The sequence below is a fragment of the Chitinophaga qingshengii genome (assembly GCF_014529935.1).
Taxonomy (GTDB): Bacteria; Bacteroidota; Bacteroidia; order Chitinophagales; family Chitinophagaceae; genus Chitinophaga; species Chitinophaga qingshengii.
This window is the reverse complement of sequence record NZ_JACVFC010000005.1, coordinates 411,224-432,702: the sequence shown is the minus strand read 5'-3', so window position 1 is coordinate 432,702 and position 21,479 is coordinate 411,224. Positions and strand designations below refer to the sequence as shown.

Below are 21,479 nucleotides of genomic sequence, written 5' to 3'. Positions count from 1 at the left end.
CGGGTGGGGCCTGCGTAAAGCAGCCCCACCCGATCTCCGCGTACAGGTGGCAACGCCGCCTGTACCTTCTCCGGGAACGGGGTGCCAAAGGCGGCCCGTTCGATCTTCGCGGGCGGGGCCTGCGTAGAGCAGCCCCGCCGGATCTCCGCGACAGGTAGCATCGCTGCCTGTCATTCTTTCGACTGTTCTCCCGGCTGTAACAATTGCTGTATATCGTTCCAAAGAAAATAGACCCTCGACCGGATTTTGTACGGCTTCAGTTTGCCGTGCTTTATCCAGTCGTAAATAGTAGGCTTAGTAACCTGAAATAGCTGACAGACCTCACCGATTTTATAGAGGGGCTTATAGGTGAGGCCGGGGGTATCATATGCCGGGATACGCACCGGCTGCCTGTCCAGTTGGCTGACTTCTTCCCGCACCAATACACGCAGTATTTGCCAAAACTGTTCCGGCTCAATCGGGAACAGTATTGGCGCTGCCGTCTGCACACTTCTTTCTCTCTTTTCCATATTATACCGATTTATACGGCAAATATGGTTGCTAAGGAAAAAGAAAACAGGCTAAGTATACTTGTTTGGCGAAAATAGGAAGGGTTTGTCGTATGTTTTGAATGATATTAGGGCCTTTGAAATTTTTGCTCTAGGTACTTTAGCTCTCGGATGCCTTCGTCAAACCGCATTTCTTCCAAGATGGCATAGGCTTCTTCAAAACTTTTGCCCACCTCTACACGATGACGATATTCTAATTTATCTCGTTTCTCACTCTTAAAGGCAAACTCCAGGGCTTTTTTGATACCATCAGGGCTTGAGCCGAAAATTTTGTGTAACAGATTGGCGCATTTATCGGAAGCTGTCAGGTAGTTGGCATTGCTGGCTTTGTCAAATGCGTAGAAAAACAGCACAAGCGCCCTGTTAGTTAGCTGGTCTTGTTTACACTTTTCCAGCCATGCGCGCTCACGGCCTTCATAGGCTGCTATTACTGTTTCTAGCTTCGGCAGAAAATCACAGATAAATATGGGCCGATAAAGAATGAAATACAACGGCAGATATGCGGTTATTCCCAGCGTCACGCTGACAAGCATATACATACCATTCAATTGACCATTGTGAAACCAAACAGCGATGATAGCCACTACAACCAATAGCAAATAATGCCAAAGCGCATTATTCCAATACTCATCAATCAACCGATGGCGCGTTGCCTCTGCCGGCCAACTGGCGTAAATATCGCGCTGCCATTCATGAATTTTACGAAAGCGAGAATAAATGTAGCTGTAATTAACGGGAAGGTCAAAGGTGAAAAAGGATTTCAACTGCTTCATGTTCAAACTTCTCATACCTTATGATTTTTAGGTAAAACAATATTTAATAAATATACGATATTGGGGGGTGCAATTCCAAATAATTGGCTTCATTCAGTAAACATTTTTAATATATAAAATATATAACTACCCAATAGTCATCCAAGCTCGATTTATGGATTTAATAATGCTGTGATCTATGAAAATATTTAATAAGAAAGTTACTCTCAAGAACATTAATGATAATCTAGCCTTAATTGTCCTTGTGCCAACTCTACTTGGCGGTTTGTGGCAAGTAATTGAATTAGCCAATATTGGAACTGGGTACATTCGTTTTTTCTCTGTTTCACAACTTGTACCCGATGGTATTCTAATATTATTTATCATTATTGCCATGTTGCTTACGAGCTTCATTGTCTTAAGATTATATTTTCCAGACAGTGGAATAAGAACAAATAGTGCATCTAATTCCTCAGAAAGCATTTCTCAAGATGAGAGCCCAAATGAGCAACAATCTTTATCTGTTAATGAAGCAATCAGCAATACTAATATTGAGAACGAATTAAGCCATGATGGCAGTATTTGGCCAGCGATTGGCGTAATTGTTTCTCATGCAGCAATATTTGCATTCTTAATATGTGGCGCTTTGTGCATTCGTCCCTCATTAATGAGTAATGCACCATTATCACTAGCGTACTTCAGCTTTGCACCCGCTTATGCAATTATGCTTTTTGCCAATTTACGAATCGTAGTTGTCGAGATTGCCAAGCTATGCAATTTCAAAATAGAGATTGCGAAAATAATTGACCCCTTGGGGCCATTTTTAGTTATAATTCTAATTGTAATTATGTTGATATTACCTATTGTATTTCACAAATCGTATATGCTACCAGAGGGTTTAAGAAATATTAGGCAGATTCAAAATAAATTAAGACAAGATCAGAAGACAGATAATATTTCGATAAAGTATTTTAATGACAAATATCTATTTATTGAAACCGGTGATGCCAGTGGAAAAAAGGAGATAGTGGTGTATCAGTTTGACAAATTAATCAATTTTCAAGATAATAACTAGCTGCATCAATAAAAGATCTGAAACTAGTATATTTCCTCAAATCCAGGTTGATTTGGATTTGGGGGGAAGGCTACAATGATTCCCTCCGTTTATAGGGCATAATAATGTCAATTTTAATTGATTTCTTTATTTTTCTCTACCTTGAAGCAACTGCGCAAAAAGACTGCGCAGATACAACTTTATCTTTGCACACGAGACCAATCAGGCAACCGAATAAAGTCATTGACAATTAAGTAGCTTAAAATGAACAAGTTAACACCTGAACAAATCATCAACTTACATTTATTTGGCGTACGACCAATAGGCAATCAAGAATATTTCTCAGCTTTAATTGCCGGGATTCGCGATGCGCGAAAATTTACAGGAAGAAATATAGAAACAGGGCAGATTGAGATTTATGACAATAATGTTAATGGATGTTGGCTTGGAGCAATTGGGTACCTAATCTTGCTTGATCAGATTGGAAAGTGTTTTAAGCCTTCGACGATCTCTATTAATTTTCAATCTAAAACAGCTAGTATTGTAAGAACACTCCAATATTTTTCTGACTTGCAAGATAGTGAAAGATATTGCATATATGCCTTAAGATGTGCCTTGGCTCATGATTATGGCTTGTATAATATTAATGGAAGAGAACCCGCATTAACCCATCATTTTCTCTTGCGGGCCAATTCAACCACTCCATTAATCGAACTGCCGAAAGACCAATGGGATGGAAAGATTTCAACGAGAAACCCAGAGAATTGTACCACTGTAAATCTACTCGCGCTTGGTGACCTAGTAGAAAATATATTTGAATCTTTAAAAACAATGGCATCCCAAAATCAATTGGAGATTATTCTACAAGGGGGAACTGAAGAACTATCTTCAAGATATGGTTTCGTAAAAGATCGTTAATAATTACCATATGCTTTACTGAAGAAAATCAAGTACATCGAAATAATATACACACAACAAATAATTTTCAATACAAATAAAGATGGAATTCATAACTGAAAATGGGACAGAATACATTTTAGTATCCAAACAAACCCATGTGGAAGAAATAGTTAATCGAATTACCAAACAGGAACCATTTGCTGACCAATTTAAATTTTCCGACCGAGAGCTTTTCATTGCTCTGCTTGAATCAGTAGGCATTAACAATGAAGACTTTACAAGCAAATACTTTTATTATGATTCAATACGAAAATTGCACATATCAGAAAGTGAGTTCGGATATGTGTGGGTCAGCTCTATCGGCTTAGTTGCAAATAAGAAAAGAGCTCAAAGTCGCACCGTAAACGCATGCCGAAACCAATATACAGTGATTTCATTATTATTTGAGAAAGCGATTGAAGTCGTTCAAGATGAAAGGGTGTATGACATCGACTCTCATAGCTTTGGCCGCCTTATCAGTTTATCATCTGCTATATATCACAACCTGATTTTTTATATCGAAGTCTTTTGCAAGGCATATCTTGATTTAACTGGAACTCAGCCTCAACATACTCATAAGTTATCAGCGATATATCAGAAAACTATTGAAGTTATGACTAGTAACAACCACAATAATTCGCTTTTCCAAGTATTAGTACTTGACCCGCTTTATAAATTTGTGGAACACTTAGGCAAAATTCCCGGCGATTTCAAAGAACAATATATCAAATATGATGATAATCCCCAAGACGACACTGTAATTGTGTTCGACTTATCAGGTTTAATTGAAATGAAACATATACTTGAATTATCCATTGATTTTATCGATGACTATTTTTACGAAGGTGTCAACACACATTATCTAGAATCAAACTTCTTTCAAAGGATGTTGGATAAAGCGGATACGGAAGAAAAAAAGAAAAGGATTCATGATTTGTATCCTCATTTGTCCAGCAAAAAAGATAACATCGATAACAGTGCTCAAATTCACTAATCGTAGTACCATCTTTTCCTTCAGAAATGGTTTTCGATACCTTAATTATATGTTGGCAGTAATGAAATGTATAAATCTCAATACCTATATTTGCACCATAGTAAAAGCTGATTAACCTGTATAAAGTACGGGAAAGAAATCGGGGTTATACAAAAGGAACTCGACTAAACGCTCAACTAAAAAAGCAAAACCTGCGACCAGCGCAGGTTTTAAAGTTTGCTTGTGATCCCGCTGGGACTCGAACCCAGGGCCCATACATTAAAAGTGTATTGCTCTACCAACTGAGCTACGGAATCATTCGCTGTTGAAGCGGGTGCAAAAATAGGAATAATTTATTTTTAAACAAGTTTTTACAAAAAAATTTCCGCCGTTCTTCTATAAACCCGCCAGCAAAGCACCTTACAGCGGAATAAACCTATCATGTCGCCGGCACAAATCTGTACCGCTCCTATAATAAAATGCTGTTACTATGAACTTCTCGCCTATTTTTGCAATGCTAAAATATACCCATGAAAACTTTCTTTCAGAACAAGACAGTCGTTATTACCGGCGGATCGTCGGGCATTGGTAAGGCCATGGTAGCAGAGATGTTGCAACACGGCGCTAACGTAGCCGTATGCGGCCGTAAGCTGCCGGCGCTGGAAGCACTGCGCAATGAGCTGAATAATCCTATGGGACTGTTCATCTATACAGCGGATGTGAGTAAAGAAGACGACTGCAAAGCATTCATCGACGCGGTGAATGCAAAGTTTGGCCGTATCGATGTACTGATCAACAACGCAGGTATTTCCATGCGGGCGCTGTTCCGTGATCTGGACCTGGGGGTGTTGAAGTCGCTGATGGATATTAATTTCTGGGGAACTGTTTATTGCACCAAGTACGCGCTTCCGGCTATCCTGGCATCGAAGGGCACTATTGTAGGGGTATCTTCTATTGCAGGCTACCGCGGACTGCCCGGACGCACCGGCTATTCCGCATCCAAGTTCGCTATGCAGGGTTTCCTCGAAGCACTGCGTACTGAAAATCTGCATACAGGCGTCAACGTGATGTGGGTATGCCCCGGGTTCACGTCATCGAATATACGGAATACAGCACTTAACCCACAGGGACAGGCACAAAGTGAAACACCGCTGGACGAGTCCAAACTGATGAGCGCTGAAGCTGTGGCAACAGCCGTGGCAAAGGCCATCGCCAAACGCAAACGTACGCTGGTACTGACCGGACAGGGCAAACTAACGGTTCTGCTCAGCAAGCTGATACCCGGCGTATTGGACAAACTCGTCTATAACCACTTTAAGAAAGAACCCAATTCCCCTTTACAGTAAAATCAAATTTTCTGCTTAAAATACGGAGCCATCGGTATTTTTACCTTTATTTGCAATGAGATTGCATTTAAAACCCCATGGCATCTTTTTTGGAAGGAAAGCGGACATTTAAATATGCCATTCAGATGTGATACCGGTAACTGTTAGCAAGGAAGGGCGTTGAAATGTGAATTTAGAGCGGAATTAGAATTTCTGGCATGTCCATTATAACATTAACATCAGACATAGGGATGCAGGATTACCTGGTAGGTGCCATCAAAGGGCAGCTCTGGCATTACTGCCCGGAATGTCATGTTACGGACATTACCCATCATATCAGCCCGTTCAATCTCCCGCAAGCCACCTATATCTGTAAAAGCGCTTTCGCCTGGTTTCCCCTGGGCACTTTTCACTTTGTACTGATCAACTTGTTCGACCGCCGCCCGGACCACGTCCTGGTAGCGGAACATAATGGCCAGTATATCGGCTGCGCAGATAATGGCCTGATCACCATGATCGCCGGAGGCATGCCCGAAAAGGTGGTGAAAATACCCCTGCCGGCCAATGCCCCCAGAACAACCTTCTCCATGATTCAGGCGCTGGCCATGGCCGCCCGTGAACTAAGCAGAGGCAAAGCCCTCGGCGAAATCGCCCCCATGACGCAGCAAATACAGGTGAAACACAACCTGCAACCTCTCGTCGGCGACGATTTCATCGAAGGCCAGATCATTCATATCGATAGCTTCGAAAACGTAGTGGTCAATATCACCCGCGACCAGTTCAATGCCCAGTGCAAAAACCGCCGCTTTCAGATATTCTTCCGCCGCAATGAAGTCATCAACCAAATCAGTGAAACCTACGCTGATGTGCCTGAAGGCCAGAAACTGGCCATCTTCAACGCAGCCGGTTACCTCGAAATAGCCATCAATAAAGGAAATGCCGCCGGCCTGTTCGGTCTCCAGGGCTTCCGCAGAGACCAACTCACCCAGCCCACCGGCTTCCAGCAACTTTCATTCTACCAAACTGTCAGAATAATCTTTCAATGATCAACAGACTCGTTAAAATGGAGTTTGCCCCCGATAAGGTAAACTCCTTCCGGGAACTGTTTTCCCGTCAACAACTACTCATCCGGCAATTCCCCGGATGCCTCCACCTGGAATTATGGGAACATCCCGCCTCCGGCAACACCTTCTTTACCTTCAGCAAATGGGAGTCCGAAACCGCCCTCGAAAACTACCGGCAGTCTGACCTGTTCCGGGAAACCTGGGCCGCTACCAAAGTGCTGTTTAACGCAAAACCGGCAGCATGGACCGTTACAGAGGCTTTTAAAGCCTGAACGCCCGCCAGGCACACCGGGGATTCTAACGCAGTTTTAATCCCCCGGAAAACAGCTACTATTCAAGCTGATAGATAACAATCAAAAAGATATTTACAAAAAGTTAAAACTGTTCGGCAGATTAGCATAATTTGCTACTTTTTATATTTTTGTCGGACCTTAAAACAACCTTATGAATTTTAAAAGGACCAACAACATAGTTGGCTGGGTGATTTGCATCATTGCCTGCTCTGTTTACATTATGACTATGGAGGCCACGGGCAGCTTGTGGGACTGCGGCGAGTTTATTTCCAGTGCTTACAAAGTACAGATCCCCCACCCTCCCGGAGCACCGCTGTTCGTATTGCTCGGAAGACTCTTCAGCATGTTCCTGAAACCCTCACAGGCAGCCCTCGGCGTAAATACCATGACTGCCCTGGCCAGCGGTTTCACCATCCTGTTCCTCTTCTGGACAATCACGCACTTTGCCCGTCGTCTGATGGTAAAAGCAGGGGAAGAAATCTCCCGTGAGAAAATGATCGCAATCATGGGCGCCGGTATCGTTGGCTCCCTCGCCTATACCTTTTCTGATTCATTCTGGTTCTCCGCTGTGGAAGGGGAAGTATATGGTATGTCCTCCTTCTTCACCGCCATCGTTTTCTGGGCCATCCTCAAATGGGAACATGAAGCCGATGAACCCTATGCCGACAGATGGATCGTGTTGATCGCTTACCTCCTGGGCCTCTCCATCGGGGTACACCTGCTCAACCTCCTCACCATCCCGGCTATCGTGATGGTCTACTACTTCAGACGCTTCAAACCTACCGGATGGGGCACCTTCTGGGCCTTCCTCATCGGCTGCGCCGTTACCGGTATGATCCAAAAATACCTGATCCAGGATACCGTAAAAGCCTCCGGTTATATGGACGTTATCTTCGTCAATAACCTCGGTATGGGCTTCTTCTCCGGCTTCGCCTTCTACTTTATTGCCCTTACCGCAGTACTGCTCATCGGCTACCGGAAACCTAAATTCGCGCTGTACGCTCCCCTGATCGTCATCGCATCTGTGATCCTGGTTCCCGCTTACAACGATACCAGCGGCGGCGTAGTATTCTTTAAAGTACTGCTGGCGGCTTTCTTCCTGCTCATCCCTACCCTGCTGAAGACGTTCAGCATCAAACTGGATGCAGGTAAACTGCAGCATTTCAGCCGCCTGACCATCCTGTTCATTCTCTTTACGCTCCTCGGTTACTCTACCTACATCACCACCATGGTCCGCTCTACGGCCAACCCATCTGTGGATATGTACAACGTAGACAACCCGATCTCCCTCGTGGGTTACCTCGGCCGTGAACAATACGGCGACTTCCCGCTGATCTACGGCCAGGTGTTCACTGCACGCCCCGAACGTTACGATGAAGGCGGCAACATCTACGCCCGCGGTAATAAAAAATACATGGTGGCCGGCAAAAAAATGGAGCCGAAATACGCCTCCGATGATATGATGCTGTTCCCCCGCGTATGGGACGCCAGCAACGACCAGGGCCACGCAGACTTCTACCGCTCCTGGCTCGGACTGGAAGCAAACGAAAAACCTTCTTTCGGCGATAACATCAAGTTCTTCGTACAATACCAAATGAACTTCATGTACTTCCGCTACTTTATGTGGAACTTCGTCGGTAAACAAAACGATACCCAAGGCTACGGCAACGTACGCGATGGTAACTGGATCTCCGGTATCCCCTTCATCGATAACCTGATCTACGGCGACCAAAGCATGATGCCGGACAGCCTCAAGGAAAACAAAGGCCACAACACCCTGTTCTTCCTGCCTTTCATACTCGGTATCATCGGCTTCTTCTTCCAGTACAACCACCATCGTAAAGATACCCTCGTTGTATCCCTCCTGTTCTTCTTTACAGGCATTGCGATCGTATTATACCTTAACCAGGCCGGTAACCAGCCACGTGAACGTGACTACGCCTATGTAGGCTCCTTCTACGCTTTCGCTATCTGGATAGGCCTCGGCGTACTCTCTGTATACAACTTCCTGAACAAAAAAATGAAGAGCGCGATGACACCTGCCCTCGCTACCGGATTGTGCCTCCTGGCCGTACCGGTGCTGATGGCCGCCCAGGAATGGGACGATCACGACCGCTCTACCAAATACATTGCCCGCGATATCGCAAAAGATTACCTGGAATCCTGCCAGCCTAACGCTATACTCTTTACAGTAGGTGATAACGATACCTACCCGCTCTGGTACGCCCAGGAAGTGGAAGGCATCCGCCCGGATATCCGCGTGATCAACCTCAGCCTCCTCGGGGTGGATTGGTACATCGATCAGCAACGCAGAATGGTGAACCAAAGCCAGGCTGTGCCCATGAGCTGGACACCTGATAAATACCAGGGCGAAACCCGCAACTACATCCGCTTCTACGATCCGGGAAATATTCCGGCTGATAAATACTTCAACCTGAAAGACATCATGGACTTCATGGGAAGCGATGATGACCATAACAAAATAAACACCCAGGACGGTGGCTCCGAAAACTTCCTGCCTACCCGCCAGCTGTTTATCCCGGTTAACAAGGAAGAAGTGCTGAAATACGGCGTTGTAGGCGCGAAAGATGCAGATAAAATCCTGCCACAGGTGCCTATCAAAATCGCGAAAAGCTACCTGCTCAAAAACGATCTGGCTGTTTACGATATCATCGCTACCAACAACTGGAAACGTCCGATCTACTTCACCAGCCCGACTGACCTCGGTCTGAACGATTACCTGCAAACAGACGGCCTGGCTTACCACCTGGTTCCCATGCCTAAACCAACTGCTGCAGATCCGTTAGGCATGGATATCAATGCCAACGTAGGCGTAATGTACGATAACCTGATGCACAAGTTCTCCTTCGGCGGCGCCCAAACACCTGGCACCTACTTCGATGAACCGAACCGCAAAATGCTGCTGTACCTGCGCCAATCCTTTACCCGTCTGAGCGTAGCCATGACACAGGGCGGTGCTTCCAAAGACAGCGCTATCTCCGTGCTCACTTACATGGACAAAAACGTGAAGGAAGTAAACTTCCCTTACGCGATGACTACTCCGGGTAACATGCACAACTACACGTCGCTGCAAACGGTATACGCACACTATATTGCCGGCGATACCAAACGTGGGGAAGAAGTGGCTAACCAGATCATCAAAGACTGTCAGCAACAGCTCCGCTACTACCAATCCCTGCCTGCCAGCAGAATGACGGCCGACCTGCAACGCGATGGTCAGGCTGCTCAACAGTTCATCGACTGGCTGGAACGCATGAAGGTAGATTTCGGTCCTGGTGGCCAGCACGCCCGCGAAGGCCTGCAAAACATGAACACCACGGGAGATTCCAACGCTGCCCCTAAAGCAGCACCGGATACTGCCAAAAAATAACTAAATACCAAAATAAATTTGGGGGCCTTTGGTCACCGGAAATAGAATCCGGACCAAAGGCCCCCAATTTATTTTAATAGCTAAATGATTACAGATTGCTCACCATTTGTTTCCAGAAAGCAGCGCTTTCTTTTACTTCCGGTACGTTGGTATCCCAGTTGTACTCATATTCTGCAGAGAAAAGCCCTTTAAACTTCTGTGCTTTTAACGTTTCCAGTACCTTCGGAATCTGACAAACACCGTTGCCCCAGATAACATCATGTCCTTTTTCTGATTTTTCATTCAGGTCTTTGAAGTGCAGGCTTACAATATGGCCATTCAGTTTTTTCAGGCACTCAACCGGATCGAGACCGGAACGTACCCAGTGACCGATATCTGCGCAGGCGCCCATCAGTTTGCTTCTGCCTTCGATGGCTTTCAGCACGGCTTCAGGACTCCAGTATGGACTTGGTTTCGGGTGATCGTGGATCGCCAGTTTAATGTTATAACGATCGCACAGGGAAGAAATAAGGTCCAGATATTCCGGCTGAGGTTCGCTGGTAATGCTCTGAATGCCCATTCTGTTGGCGAAATCGAACAGCATGCGCCATTCTGCCTCAGAATTCGGTACTACCACGCCAAAAGCCATCAGCACCTTGTGTTTCTTCTTAAACAGTTCTTTTACCTTTTCCTGTTTGTCGGGGGACATATGATAGTCCATTTTGCCTTCAATCCCACCGCCAATCGTCTGGCCCGGGAATGCTTCCACATACTGGATACCGCAGCTGTCCATTTTATCCAGCGCCTCTGCCAGCGTAAAATGGTTGAATGTCCATGCCTGGGCACCCAGTTTCCAGCCCAATGCATCCGCCCTGGCCTGGCCCTTGGCTGATTGTGTAAACAATGCCACCGCTAAACCTCCTGCCAGCAGCCATGCATTTCTCAGTTTTTTCATATTGTTATTTTTTTGATGATTGAAAGTAATAGGTTTCAACGGAAAATACAAGACTTTGCGTCACTTCTCGCAGAGAGCGCAAAGATTTTTGTTTGAATTAAGAACGCAAAGCAGGCGGAGATTATGTTTTGCTGTATCACGCAAAGGCGCAAAGCAGCAAAGCAGCTAAGGTATTTGTCGTTTTTTTTGTTGATAATTGATTTTCAAATTTTTAAACAAAATAATGGTGCAAGGGCTTAGCTGCTTTGCGCCTTTGCGTGAAACAACAACAAAACACAATCTCTGCTCTCATCCCCGCTCTCTTTGCGTTCTTAATTCAAACAAAAATCTTAGCGCCTTTGCGAGAAAATTTTTCGCTAATTTTAATAACGAACTATGTTTTGACTTTTGTGCTATGAGAGGAATAACTTTTTCCCGGTTCAATCCGGACGAAAACGACAGATCTCCCTTCCAGAAGCTGCTGGACCTCTTCACCCAACTACTCACCTACACCAGCGGAGACATAACAGAAGCCCTCCAATGGTTAACAGAACTGGATAAAGAGTTTGGACTGACCAACGACGACTACGGCGTAGGCGATTTCTTGCAGGACCTGAAAAATAAAGGATACCTCAAGGAAAATGACGAAACCGGTAAGATAGAACTCACGTCCAAAACGGAACAAACCATCCGCCAGAACGCGCTGGAAGAGATCTTTGGTAAACTGAAAAAATCAGCCGTCGGTAATCACAATATCCGGAAATCCGGCATGGGCGACGAACTCAACGCGGAAACACGGCCCTTTGAGTTCGGTGACAGCATCGACAAACTCGATGTGACCGCCTCTATCCGCAATGCCCAGATCAATCACGGCATCGACAGCTTTTCCATTCACCAGGATGACCTGGAGGTAAGAGAAACGGATTACAAAACCCAAACCTCTACCGCCCTGATGATCGATATCTCCCACTCCATGATATTATATGGGGAAGATAGGATCACACCGGCTAAAAAGGTGGCCATGGCCCTCAGTGAGCTCATCACCACCCGCTATCCGAAAGACACGCTGGACATCATCGTTTTTGGCAACGATGCCTGGCAGGTGGAAATCAAAGACCTGCCCTACCTCCAGGTGGGTCCCTTTCACACCAATACGGTCGCCGGCCTGGAACTGGCTATGGACCTCCTGCGCCGCCGCCGTAATCCCAATAAACAGATCTTCATGATCACCGACGGGAAACCTACCTGCCTGAAAATCGGGAAGGAATATTACAAAAACAGCTTCGGCCTCGACCGTAAAATCCTTAACCGGACACTCAACCTGGCCGCTCAATGCAAAAAACTGAAAATACCCATTACCACCTTCATGGTGGCCACAGATCCCTGGCTCCAGAAATTTGTGCAGGAGTTTACCGAAACCAACAGCGGTAAAGCATTTTTCTCCGGCACCGACAAACTGGGACAGTTCCTGTTCTACGACTTTGAAAACGGGAAACGAAAATTATTCTAAACCGGCAAGGAATTGCGTAACTTTTAAACATGGATACCAGCATTAAGACGTTAGGCGAACTGAAAAAGAGTGGATACAAGCCCGTTTCAGTCAAAGAAGAAATCAGACGCAACCTGATCAAAAAACTACAGAAAAAAGAAACTTCCTTCCCCGGTATCATAGGCTACGAAGATACCGTTATACCAGACACCGAAAGAGCCCTGCTCTCCCGGCATAATATCCTGTTCCTCGGTCTCCGCGGACAGGCCAAAACCCGCATGGCACGGCAAATGATAGACCTTCTCGACGAATACATTCCCGTCATCGAAGGTTCCGAAGTCAACGATGACCCGTTCCATCCGCTGTCCCGCTATGCACGCGACCTCATCGCGGAAAAAGGCGATAAAACACCTATCACCTGGCTCTCACGCGCCGACCGCTACGGGGAAAAACTCGCTACCCCCGATGTGTCCGTGGCAGACCTCATCGGCGATATCGATCCTATCAAAGCGGCGAACCAGAAACTGAGCTACGCCGATGAACGCGCCATTCACTTCGGTATCATCCCCCGCTCCAACCGCGGCATTTTTGTCATCAATGAACTGCCCGACCTGCAGGCCCGTATACAGGTAGCCCTGTTTAATATCCTCCAGGAAGGCGATATCCAGATCCGTGGATTCAAAGTACGGATGCCACTGGATATCCTGTTTGTCTTCACGGCTAACCCGGAAGACTATACGAACCGCGGTTCTATCGTAACACCGCTGAAAGACAGGATCGAAAGCCAGATCATCACCCACTATCCGAAAAGCGTGGAAAATTCCCTGCTCATCACCGAACAGGAAGCCGATATCCATGCCGAACAGGAGGCCCGGGTAACCATTTCCGACATGGTAAAGCGCCTCATCGAACAGGTAGCCTTTGAAGCGCGTAACAGTGAATATGTTGACAAAAAAAGTGGCGTCTCCGCCCGTCTCACGATCGCCGCATTTGAAAATGCCGTCAGCTCCGGCGAAAGACGCGCCATCATCAACAAGGAAAAAGAAACACAGGTACGTATAGCCGACCTGATGTCCATTATTCCGGCCATCACCGGCAAAATAGAATTGGTGTACGAAGGTGAGCAGGAAGGTCCGCTGCAGGTAGCGCATAACCTGCTCGACAAATCCATCCGCACCCTCTTCGCCGCTTATTTTCCCAACCCCGATTCTTTCAAAAAAAGAAAACAGGTGGCGCCCGTGGAAAACCCCTACCGTAGCGTTATCCAATGGTTCGACCAAGGTAATTCCCTGCAGTTGCTCCAGGATATCAGCGACAAACAATACGAAGCCCAGCTGAGCAAGGTAGCCGGATTAAAGGATATGGTGAAAGTCCGTTTTCCGCAGGCCAATAACCGCGAAATCCTGTTGCTGATGGAGTTTGTGCTGCATGGACTGGCCTCCTATTCCCTGATCAGTAAAAAAGTAGGGGAAAAAGATACCCGTTTCAGCGATCTGCTCGGTACCATGATGAATTTTAACCTGAGCAATGATGATGACACCGCTGAAGAGGAAGATTTTTAATCCTTATTACAATGTCTGACGATAGTGGCTATCAGGATATCCGGGGGCATTTTCTCAAATTCCCAAAATCCGTAAATTCATAAATCCGTAAATAATGTAAAGGCTGGTCCCGGGACCAGCCTTTCGTTTTTTTTATTATTTTGTTGAGATAAAATTCCACTTATGACACACTCCCGAAGGGACTTTCTCCGTTCCGCTTCCACATTGGCGGCCGGCGCCGGCCTGGTAACCCTGCTGCCGGCACATTTGCGGGCAGTAGCCCCCAGCGACCGCGTCCGCATCGCCGCTATCGGTATCAATGGTATGGGCTGGTCCGATCTCACTGCCATGTTAAAACACCCGGCTGCCCAATGTGTAGCCCTTTGCGATGCAGACCGCAACGTACTTGACAAACGCGCGGGTGAGCTGTCGCAACAAGGCATCAAAGCAAAAACGTATAATGATTACCGTAAGCTGCTGGAGGATAAATCCATCGATGCGGTGATCATTGGTACACCGGACCACTGGCACTGCCTGCAGATGACAGACGCCTGCGCCGCCGGTAAAGATGTTTACGTAGAGAAGCCTGTTGGCAATTCCATTGTAGAATGCCGGGCAATGGTAGCCGCACAGCAGCGCTATAACCGCGCCGTACAGGTAGGCCAGTGGCAACGCAGTCAGCAGCATTTTAAAGACGCCGTTGACTTCGTGCATTCCGGTAAACTGGGACAGGTGCGACTGGTAAAGGCATGGGCTTATATGGGCTGGATGAAATCCATTCCGGTTCAGCCGGATGGTACGCCACCAGCGGGTGTTGACTATAAGGCATGGCTGGGCCCTGCCAAAGAAAGGCCTTTTAACCCTAACCGGTTCCATTTCAATTTTCGCTGGTACTGGGATTATGCCGGTGGCCTGATGACCGACTGGGGCGTGCATCTGCTCGACTACGCGCTGTTAGGTATGAAAGCGGAAACGCCCAAATCCGTGATGGCCGCCGGTGGTAAGTTCGCCTACCCCGATGATGCCGCTGAAACACCGGATACCCTCACTACCGTCTACGAATTTGACGGTTTTAATATCCAGTGGGAACAGGCACAGGGCATCAATGGCGGTCCCTACGGTCGCGACCACGGCATTGCCTTCATCGGCAACAATGGCACGCTGGTGCTGGACCGTGGCGGATGGGAGGTGATCCCTGAAAAAGACAAAATGGAGGCCGTGCCCCGGCAGAAAGCCGTAGACAATGGTTTGACCTTACATACCCAAAACTTTATCGACGTGGTGCGTTCCCGCAAGTTCGGAGAATTACACACTCCCGTGCAGGCAGGCGCGCATATCGCCACCACGGCACAAATGGGGAACATTGCCTTCAGAACCGGGAAAAAATTGAATTGGGACAAACACGCAAATCAGTTTACCGACAGTGACGCCAATCAATTGCTGGCTGCCGGATATCATAATGGGTACAAACTGCCATCCTTCGGCTAAACAGTTGTCAGTTTACACAAAAGCGCATTGCAGCAAAACAGTTCAACGATTTGCTGTAGTGCGCCCTGTAATCGCTTGTCAGGAGGCTTTCTCCAAACTCAGCGACAGGTACACTGCGCTGCTGATAGGATTATCGTAATACGCTGCTATAGGCTGGAATCCCAGCGACGTATACAATTCAATCGCGGGCCGCATATGTGCCAGCGTATCCAGCAGAATACGTTTATAGCCCAGGTTACGGCTTTCTTCAATAGCTTCAGCTGCCAGCGCTTTGCCAACACCATGACCTTTAAAAGCGTCTTTTACATAAAGGCGTTTCATTTCAGCCGTCGTGTTGTCAAAAGGACGAATCGCCACGCAGCCGGCTACCTGGCCGTCTACTTTAGCCAATAGAAGGGCACCACCCGGGGCGGAATAAGGGCCTGGTAAATGGGCCATCTCTTCTTCAAATTGTTGAAAGCTAAGGTCAACACTTAACCAGTTGGCATATTCTCTGAAAAGCAGCTTTACCTGTTCCAGGCTTCCGGTGTCTGCTGCGGTTACTTTAATGATCTCTGTCATCGCCACACTTTTAGAATTATCGGTAAAGTGCAAAAGTCTTCCGGAATAGGGTGTTCCTATCTTTCTGACAGGTTTCCGGGAACACCCCCAAACTTTTGCGGGATAAGCAATTTACGACATTTAGTTTATACGAAGATGATCTGAGGAGATTAATTTATAGAGAAAAAACAGGGGAAAAGAAAGGGCTGCGAACAGTCACTTTTATGCAGGTGTCTAAACCAGCGCTTTGCCCTGCCAGGGCTGATAAACAACTAACAAAATATGTGCTGGAAGCTCCTTTTGTGGCAGGTAACAAACGTTCCAGACCGGAAAACGGCCATGAATAAAGGCACAAACAAAAAAGCCGCTACAAGAGCGGCTTCTTACGTTTCCCATCTGGAGGTTCCGAGCGGATTCGAACCGCTGTACGAGGTTTTGCAGACCTCTGCCTAGCCACTCGGCCACGGAACCATACAATCCGACTAAAACACTTGCTGTTGCTTGCCTTCAGCGGGCGTTCCCGTCGTTTTGTGGGATTGCAAAAGTAGTAAATTTCTGATAATCACCAAATATTATTTAAAAAATATCTGAAAAAATATTTTGATAATTATAGAGAACGTGGGAATATTGAGGAGCCATTAAGGATTGTTGAATCATGAAAATTTAAAATTAATACAATGGAGAACAAACGTATTGCGGAGTCTGAGCTCATTATCAACAGCCGTGGAGCGGTATATCACCTGGATGTAAGACCGGAAGAACTGGCTCACACCATTATCACCGTAGGGGACCCCGACCGTGTTCCGGCCGTCAGCAAACACTTCGACAAAATAGAACACCAGTCGCAACACCGCGAATTCGTTACCCATACAGGATATATCGGTCAAAAAAGACTGTCTGTTGTTTCTACCGGTATTGGTACAGACAATATCGACATCGTACTCAATGAACTGGATGCCCTTGTTAATATTGACTTCCAGACACGCCTGGTAAAAGAACAACTGACCTCCCTGCAGGTGATCCGCCTCGGTACCTCCGGCGCCCTGCAAGACGGTATCCCGGTAGACAGCTTTGTGGTTTCTTCTCATGGTCTCGGCCTCGATAACCTCATGGCCTACTACGCCTTTGAGAATACTACCGAAGAAAAACAACTGCTGGAAGCCTTCCGCGGACAGGTAATGCTGCAACCCGGAGGCGCCAACCCATGCCTGTTTACAGCCGGCCAGGAGCTGCAAAAACATTTCACGGACGGATTTCATACAGGCATCACCGTTACCTGCCCGGGCTTCTACGCACCACAGGGCCGCATGCTGAGAGGAACGCTCTCTAATCCGCACCTGATCGATAATCTCACCGGCTTCTCCTACGAAGGACTCCGCATCACCAACTTCGAGATGGAAACATCTGCCATCTACGGTATGGGACGCGTACTCGGTCACCAATGCCTCTCTATCAGCGCTATCGTAGCCAACCGTATCCGCCGGGAATTTTCAAAAGATGGCGGCGCAGCAGTGGAAGCACTGATCCAAAAAGGATTGGGGATTATCGCGGGATTGTAAAAAACAGCGAATCACGCGAATCCCAGGGCTGAAGCGCTGGGTTAAGATGTTCTTCTCCTCTCGAAATTGAAATCATATTGCAAAATCCGGGCTGGGCTGTAGGAAACGCCTGTAGCCCGGATTTCTACCCAACATCTTTAATTTCCTGTTAATTATTAACCGGCAAAATCCTTATCTACAAAGATCTTCACGCCAATCCCCGCGCCTATCCGCTCCTATCTTCGTATCCATCTCCGCTAATCGGCGAAATCAGCACAAATCATGGCAATCAAAGTTATATCTTTGCCTCATGCAACAGATCCATTTCTACAAATACCAAGGTACCGGCAATGATTTTGTTATCATGGACAACCGGCAAGGGCAGTATGACTGGCTCACCAACGAACAGGTGAATGAGCTGTGCGACCGCCGCTTCGGCATTGGCGCCGACGGCCTGATGCTCCTGAATAAAAGCGAAGATTATGACTTCGCCATGAAATATTACAACTCCGATGGCCGCGAAAGTTCTATGTGTGGCAACGGTGGCCGATGCCTCGCTGCCTTTGCCCATAAAATGGGCGTGGGCGATGGTAACCTGTATTTTATCGCGGTAGATGGAGAACATGAAGCCACCATGGATGGCGACAGCTGGGTAAACCTGAAAATGCAGGACGTGGATTTCGTGGAACACGGCCCCCTGCACTATTATCTCAATACCGGCTCTCCCCACTTTGTAAAATATGTGGAAGATGTACAGGCTATCGATGTATTCAACGAAGGCCGTCAGATACGCTATAATGAACGTTTTGCCGCAGAAGGCACCAATGTCAACTTCGTACAGCCTTTTGAAAACGGCATCTTCGTACGCACCTATGAAAGAGGCGTGGAAGATGAAACCTACTCCTGTGGCACCGGCGTAACTGCTGCTGCCATTACCTTTGCCGGTAAAGAAGAAAAAGAATATGTAGTCCCCGTACAAACACTCGGCGGACAACTGGAAGTGCGCTATACCCGCACCGGCGAACGTACCTTCTCCAACATCTGGCTCTGTGGCCCCGCCACCCTGGTGTTCGAAGGACAGATAACCATCGGCTGATAACGCTTTTTACCCCTGCAGAATGATCCAATACTTCAAAAACATCGATTCCAAGACAGTGGCTATCCAGGCGCCGGAAAACGACGCCTGGGTAAACATCACTCCTCCCCTGAAACAGGCTGAATTTGAACAGCTCGCCGAAGAACTGGACATTCCGCTGGACTTTTTGACCGACTCCCTGGATATCGACGAAAAGTCACGTTATGAGCTGGAAGACAATGTAAAACTCATCGTCATCAAAACACCCACGGAGAACAACTCCATCAACGAAAGCGATGCCTACTACATTACCATTCCTATCGTGATCATCCTCACCCACAACCAGATCGTAACGGTCAACTCCTTCGACAACGCCGCTATCAAAAGATTCCTCAATACCTTCCATAACCGTTCCCCTGAAAAAAGGAACATGATGGTGCTCAAAATTTTTGAAAAAGTAGTGGTGAATTTCCTCGACTACCTCAAGGAAATCAACCAGCGCAGAAACATGCTGGAAACAAAACTCTACGACTCCAACAGGAACGAGGAATTGCTCGCCATCATGCGGATACAGAAAAGCCTCGTGTATTTCGTCACCGCACTCCGTAGTAACGAACTGCTGCTCATGAAACTGGAAAGAACCAATTTCATGGGCCTCAACGAAGATGAAAAGGAATTCCTGCATGACCTGGTGGTAGACACTTCCCAGGCACTTGAAATGGCCAATATCTACACCAACATCCTCAGCAGCACTATGGATGCCTTCGCCAGCATCATCTCCAATAACCTGAACGTGGTCATGAAACGGCTCACGTCTATCACCATCATCCTCACCTTTCCCATGCTGGTGGCCAGTATCTACGGCATGAACGTAGAACTCCCCTATCAGCATAGCATACACGCTTTTTATATCCCGATCATGCTCTCAATTGCTATCTCGGTGATCATCAGCATGTATTTCATGAAAAAGAAATGGTTTTAATTCCACCTACTATGCAAACAGGATTCAACGTACGGGTGTACGGCATCATGATCAACGACAAAAAACAGGTACTGGTATCAGACGAATATATCCGGGGCGGATACTATACCAAATTTCCCGGTGGCGGACTCGAATTCGGGGAAGGCACGCTGGAATGTATGGTACGCGAATGGCAGGAAGAACTGGCACAGGATATCCGCGTAGTGGAACATATCTATACCACCGATTTTTTCCAGATATCTGCCTTTGATAATGAAACCCAGATTATCTCCATCTATTACCTGGTGGAGCCCACCTCTCCCTTCACCGCACAAACACTGGATAAACCATTTGATTTTAAAGTACCGGAAGGCGTATCTGAAATGGAGTATGCACGCTGGATCAACTGGGAGGATTTTTCGGCCGAAGCCGTTACCCTCCCTATCGACAAAGTGGTAGCCGACATGGTGAAAGCCCGCTACTAGTCGTGCGGTACCACATCCATCACGGGCATTTCCTCCTTGCCCATGGCGGCCGCTTTCATACGCGCGGCCGTGTCATGGCCCAGGTAACGGACAATCCGGTGCTCCAGTAGGTATATCAGCGGTGTTAACGCTACCGCCACTACGAATTTATAACTGTAGTTGACCATACAAATGGCCAATACCCGCTGCCAGCTCCAGTCCTTACCCACTTTAAAGGCTATAAACAATACGATAAAACTGTCTACCAGCTGCGATACAATGGTAGATCCTGTTGCCCGTAACCATACATGCTTTTCACCGGTACGTTTTTTAATCCGGTGAAACACGGTCACATCCACGATCTGGCTCACCAGGAACGCGGAAAGGCTACCCAGGATGATCCACATACCCTGACCGAAAATACCTACAAAGGCTTTCTGCATGTCCGGTACCCCTTCCCCCCTACTGCTGCCGATCCACCAGCTATCCGCCGGTACGTTCATGGCCACAAAAAACATCAGGAAAGCATAGGAAATAAGCGCGACTGCGGTATAGGATATACGACGCACGGCTTTAGGACCATAAAACTCATTCACGATATCCGTCATCACAAACTCCAGCGGCCATAACAACACGCCTGCTGTGAGCGTATAAGACAACCCGCTCTCCCCAAACAGGCTAAAGGTGTGTACCGGCAAGCCCAGTAAGCGTTCCAGCGAAAACAATTTACCGCCGATACATTCCGCTATCAGCGCGTTCGCTACAAAAAAGCTGGCAAATATGACAAAAAGCCGCGTAGGCTTATCGTTTAATAATTGTTTGACCATATTAATAAGTGAATATCAATTGAAATATTAAAATACCTGCATTACACAGGAATAACCACGGCGGTAACGGTTTCCATTGAATTTTTTTTAACCCTAACAACACCACTGTCAACAGGCAAACGACCAGGTTCAGCGGCAAAGCCACGCCCACGCCTAATACCAGTATATGCTCCACCATCACGTCCAACCGATGGTCATAGGTGGTGATCCGCAGCAACTGCCCTAATATAAAGCACAGGTTACAGATAAATGTAAACTTTAACACAAATCGAATCCAACGCATATTGAAATTTCGGATAAATTA

Annotated in this window: 21 protein-coding genes and 2 tRNA genes; 15 read left to right on the top strand and 8 right to left on the bottom strand. The window is 46.9% G+C overall.

All coding sequences use genetic code 11. From position 1 onward, the window contains the following. Positions 1-170: 170 nt before the first annotated feature. A complete protein-coding gene (locus tag ICL07_RS28775; protein ID WP_188091513.1) occupies positions 171-509 on the bottom strand; it encodes a helix-turn-helix domain-containing protein in 339 nt (112 codons plus the stop codon). 107 nt (positions 510-616) lie between these two features. Continuing rightward, positions 617-1,336 (bottom strand): hypothetical protein, encoded by a 720-nt coding sequence (locus ICL07_RS28770; protein WP_188091512.1) that lies wholly within the window; start codon positions 1,334-1,336, stop codon positions 617-619. A 163-nt stretch (positions 1,337-1,499) separates the two neighbouring features. Between ICL07_RS28770 and ICL07_RS28765 the strand changes: the two genes are divergently transcribed. The 3 genes from ICL07_RS28765 (at position 1,500) to ICL07_RS28755 (ending at position 4,287) form a co-directional block, all read left to right on the top strand. Beyond that, entirely contained in the window at positions 1,500-2,375 is an 876-nt protein-coding gene (locus ICL07_RS28765) for a hypothetical protein (protein ID WP_188091511.1), read from the top strand. A 243-nt stretch (positions 2,376-2,618) separates the two neighbouring features. Then, the gene (locus tag ICL07_RS28760) at positions 2,619-3,272 is read left to right on the top strand and encodes a hypothetical protein (RefSeq protein ID WP_188091510.1); all 654 of its coding nucleotides are present in this window, start codon (positions 2,619-2,621) and stop codon (positions 3,270-3,272) included. 82 nt (positions 3,273-3,354) lie between these two features. Further along, positions 3,355-4,287, top strand: coding sequence for a hypothetical protein (locus tag ICL07_RS28755; protein ID WP_188091509.1), 933 nt, complete (start codon positions 3,355-3,357; stop codon positions 4,285-4,287). 223 nt (positions 4,288-4,510) lie between these two features. Here the strand turns inward: ICL07_RS28755 and ICL07_RS28750 are convergent. Further along, positions 4,511-4,583: transfer RNA gene (locus tag ICL07_RS28750), tRNA-Lys, on the bottom strand. Positions 4,584-4,796: 213 nt separating this feature from the next. On the opposite strand from ICL07_RS28750, the gene ICL07_RS28745 reads away from it, so the two are divergent. The 4 genes from ICL07_RS28745 (at position 4,797) to ICL07_RS28730 (ending at position 10,339) form a co-directional block, all read left to right on the top strand. Beyond that, the gene (locus ICL07_RS28745) at positions 4,797-5,612 is read left to right on the top strand and encodes an SDR family oxidoreductase (RefSeq protein WP_188091508.1); all 816 of its coding nucleotides are present in this window, start codon (positions 4,797-4,799) and stop codon (positions 5,610-5,612) included. A 197-nt stretch (positions 5,613-5,809) separates the two neighbouring features. Beyond that, positions 5,810-6,637, top strand: coding sequence for an SAM hydrolase/SAM-dependent halogenase family protein (locus tag ICL07_RS28740; RefSeq protein ID WP_188091507.1), 828 nt, complete (start codon positions 5,810-5,812; stop codon positions 6,635-6,637). Further along, on the top strand, positions 6,634-6,927 hold the full coding sequence (locus ICL07_RS28735; RefSeq protein WP_188091506.1) for a putative quinol monooxygenase: 294 nt from the start codon (positions 6,634-6,636) through the stop codon (positions 6,925-6,927). The genes ICL07_RS28740 and ICL07_RS28735 overlap by 4 nt, the downstream gene beginning before the upstream one ends. Positions 6,928-7,099: 172 nt before the next feature. After that, entirely contained in the window at positions 7,100-10,339 is a 3,240-nt protein-coding gene (locus tag ICL07_RS28730) for a glycosyltransferase family 117 protein (RefSeq protein WP_188091505.1), read from the top strand. An 88-nt stretch (positions 10,340-10,427) separates the two neighbouring features. Here ICL07_RS28730 and ICL07_RS28725 read toward each other — a convergent pair whose 3' ends face one another. Next, positions 10,428-11,273 (bottom strand): sugar phosphate isomerase/epimerase family protein, encoded by an 846-nt coding sequence (locus tag ICL07_RS28725; RefSeq protein WP_188091504.1) that lies wholly within the window; start codon positions 11,271-11,273, stop codon positions 10,428-10,430. Between the two features lie 394 nt (positions 11,274-11,667). Between ICL07_RS28725 and ICL07_RS28720 the strand changes: the two genes are divergently transcribed. From ICL07_RS28720 to ICL07_RS28710, 3 genes are all read left to right on the top strand, one after another. Further along, positions 11,668-12,762 (top strand): vWA domain-containing protein, encoded by a 1,095-nt coding sequence (locus tag ICL07_RS28720; RefSeq protein ID WP_188091503.1) that lies wholly within the window; start codon positions 11,668-11,670, stop codon positions 12,760-12,762. A 29-nt stretch (positions 12,763-12,791) separates the two neighbouring features. Beyond that, positions 12,792-14,303, top strand: coding sequence for a sigma 54-interacting transcriptional regulator (locus ICL07_RS28715; RefSeq protein ID WP_188091502.1), 1,512 nt, complete (start codon positions 12,792-12,794; stop codon positions 14,301-14,303). Between the two features lie 162 nt (positions 14,304-14,465). After that, entirely contained in the window at positions 14,466-15,770 is a 1,305-nt protein-coding gene (locus tag ICL07_RS28710) for a Gfo/Idh/MocA family protein (RefSeq protein ID WP_188091501.1), read from the top strand. A gap of 78 nt (positions 15,771-15,848) precedes the next feature. Here the strand turns inward: ICL07_RS28710 and ICL07_RS28705 are convergent, their stop codons facing one another. Continuing rightward, complete coding sequence (locus ICL07_RS28705; RefSeq protein ID WP_188091500.1) at positions 15,849-16,331, bottom strand: GNAT family N-acetyltransferase; 483 nt, start codon at positions 16,329-16,331, stop codon at positions 15,849-15,851. A 203-nt stretch (positions 16,332-16,534) separates the two neighbouring features. Here ICL07_RS28705 and ICL07_RS32655 point away from each other — a divergent pair, with 203 nt between their 5' ends. Beyond that, positions 16,535-16,657, top strand: coding sequence for a hypothetical protein (locus tag ICL07_RS32655; RefSeq protein WP_281389751.1), 123 nt, complete (start codon positions 16,535-16,537; stop codon positions 16,655-16,657). 50 nt (positions 16,658-16,707) lie between these two features. On the opposite strand, the gene ICL07_RS28700 is transcribed toward ICL07_RS32655, so the two are convergent. Then, a tRNA-Cys gene (locus ICL07_RS28700) sits at positions 16,708-16,781 on the bottom strand. Between the two features lie 206 nt (positions 16,782-16,987). Between ICL07_RS28700 and ICL07_RS28695 the strand changes: the two genes are divergently transcribed. From ICL07_RS28695 to ICL07_RS28680, 4 genes are all read left to right on the top strand, one after another. Continuing rightward, on the top strand, positions 16,988-17,869 hold the full coding sequence (locus ICL07_RS28695) for a nucleoside phosphorylase (RefSeq protein WP_188091499.1): 882 nt from the start codon (positions 16,988-16,990) through the stop codon (positions 17,867-17,869). A gap of 289 nt (positions 17,870-18,158) precedes the next feature. Then, a complete protein-coding gene (dapF, locus tag ICL07_RS28690) occupies positions 18,159-18,944 on the top strand; it encodes a diaminopimelate epimerase (RefSeq protein ID WP_188091498.1) in 786 nt (261 codons plus the stop codon). A gap of 22 nt (positions 18,945-18,966) precedes the next feature. After that, complete coding sequence (locus tag ICL07_RS28685; RefSeq protein ID WP_188091497.1) at positions 18,967-19,905, top strand: magnesium transporter CorA family protein; 939 nt, start codon at positions 18,967-18,969, stop codon at positions 19,903-19,905. 11 nt (positions 19,906-19,916) lie between these two features. Next, complete coding sequence (locus tag ICL07_RS28680; protein ID WP_188091496.1) at positions 19,917-20,369, top strand: NUDIX domain-containing protein; 453 nt, start codon at positions 19,917-19,919, stop codon at positions 20,367-20,369. On the opposite strand, the gene ICL07_RS28675 is transcribed toward ICL07_RS28680, so the two are convergent. Further along, positions 20,366-21,175 carry a queuosine precursor transporter gene (locus ICL07_RS28675; protein WP_188091495.1) on the bottom strand — a complete coding sequence of 270 codons (810 nt, stop codon included), beginning with the start codon at positions 21,173-21,175 and terminating at the stop codon, positions 20,366-20,368. The two genes, ICL07_RS28680 and ICL07_RS28675, sit on opposite strands and share 4 nt — an antisense overlap. A gap of 1 nt (position 21,176) precedes the next feature. Further along, the gene (locus ICL07_RS28670) at positions 21,177-21,458 is read right to left on the bottom strand and encodes a hypothetical protein (RefSeq protein ID WP_188091494.1); all 282 of its coding nucleotides are present in this window, start codon (positions 21,456-21,458) and stop codon (positions 21,177-21,179) included. Between the last annotated feature and the right edge of the window lie 21 nt (positions 21,459-21,479).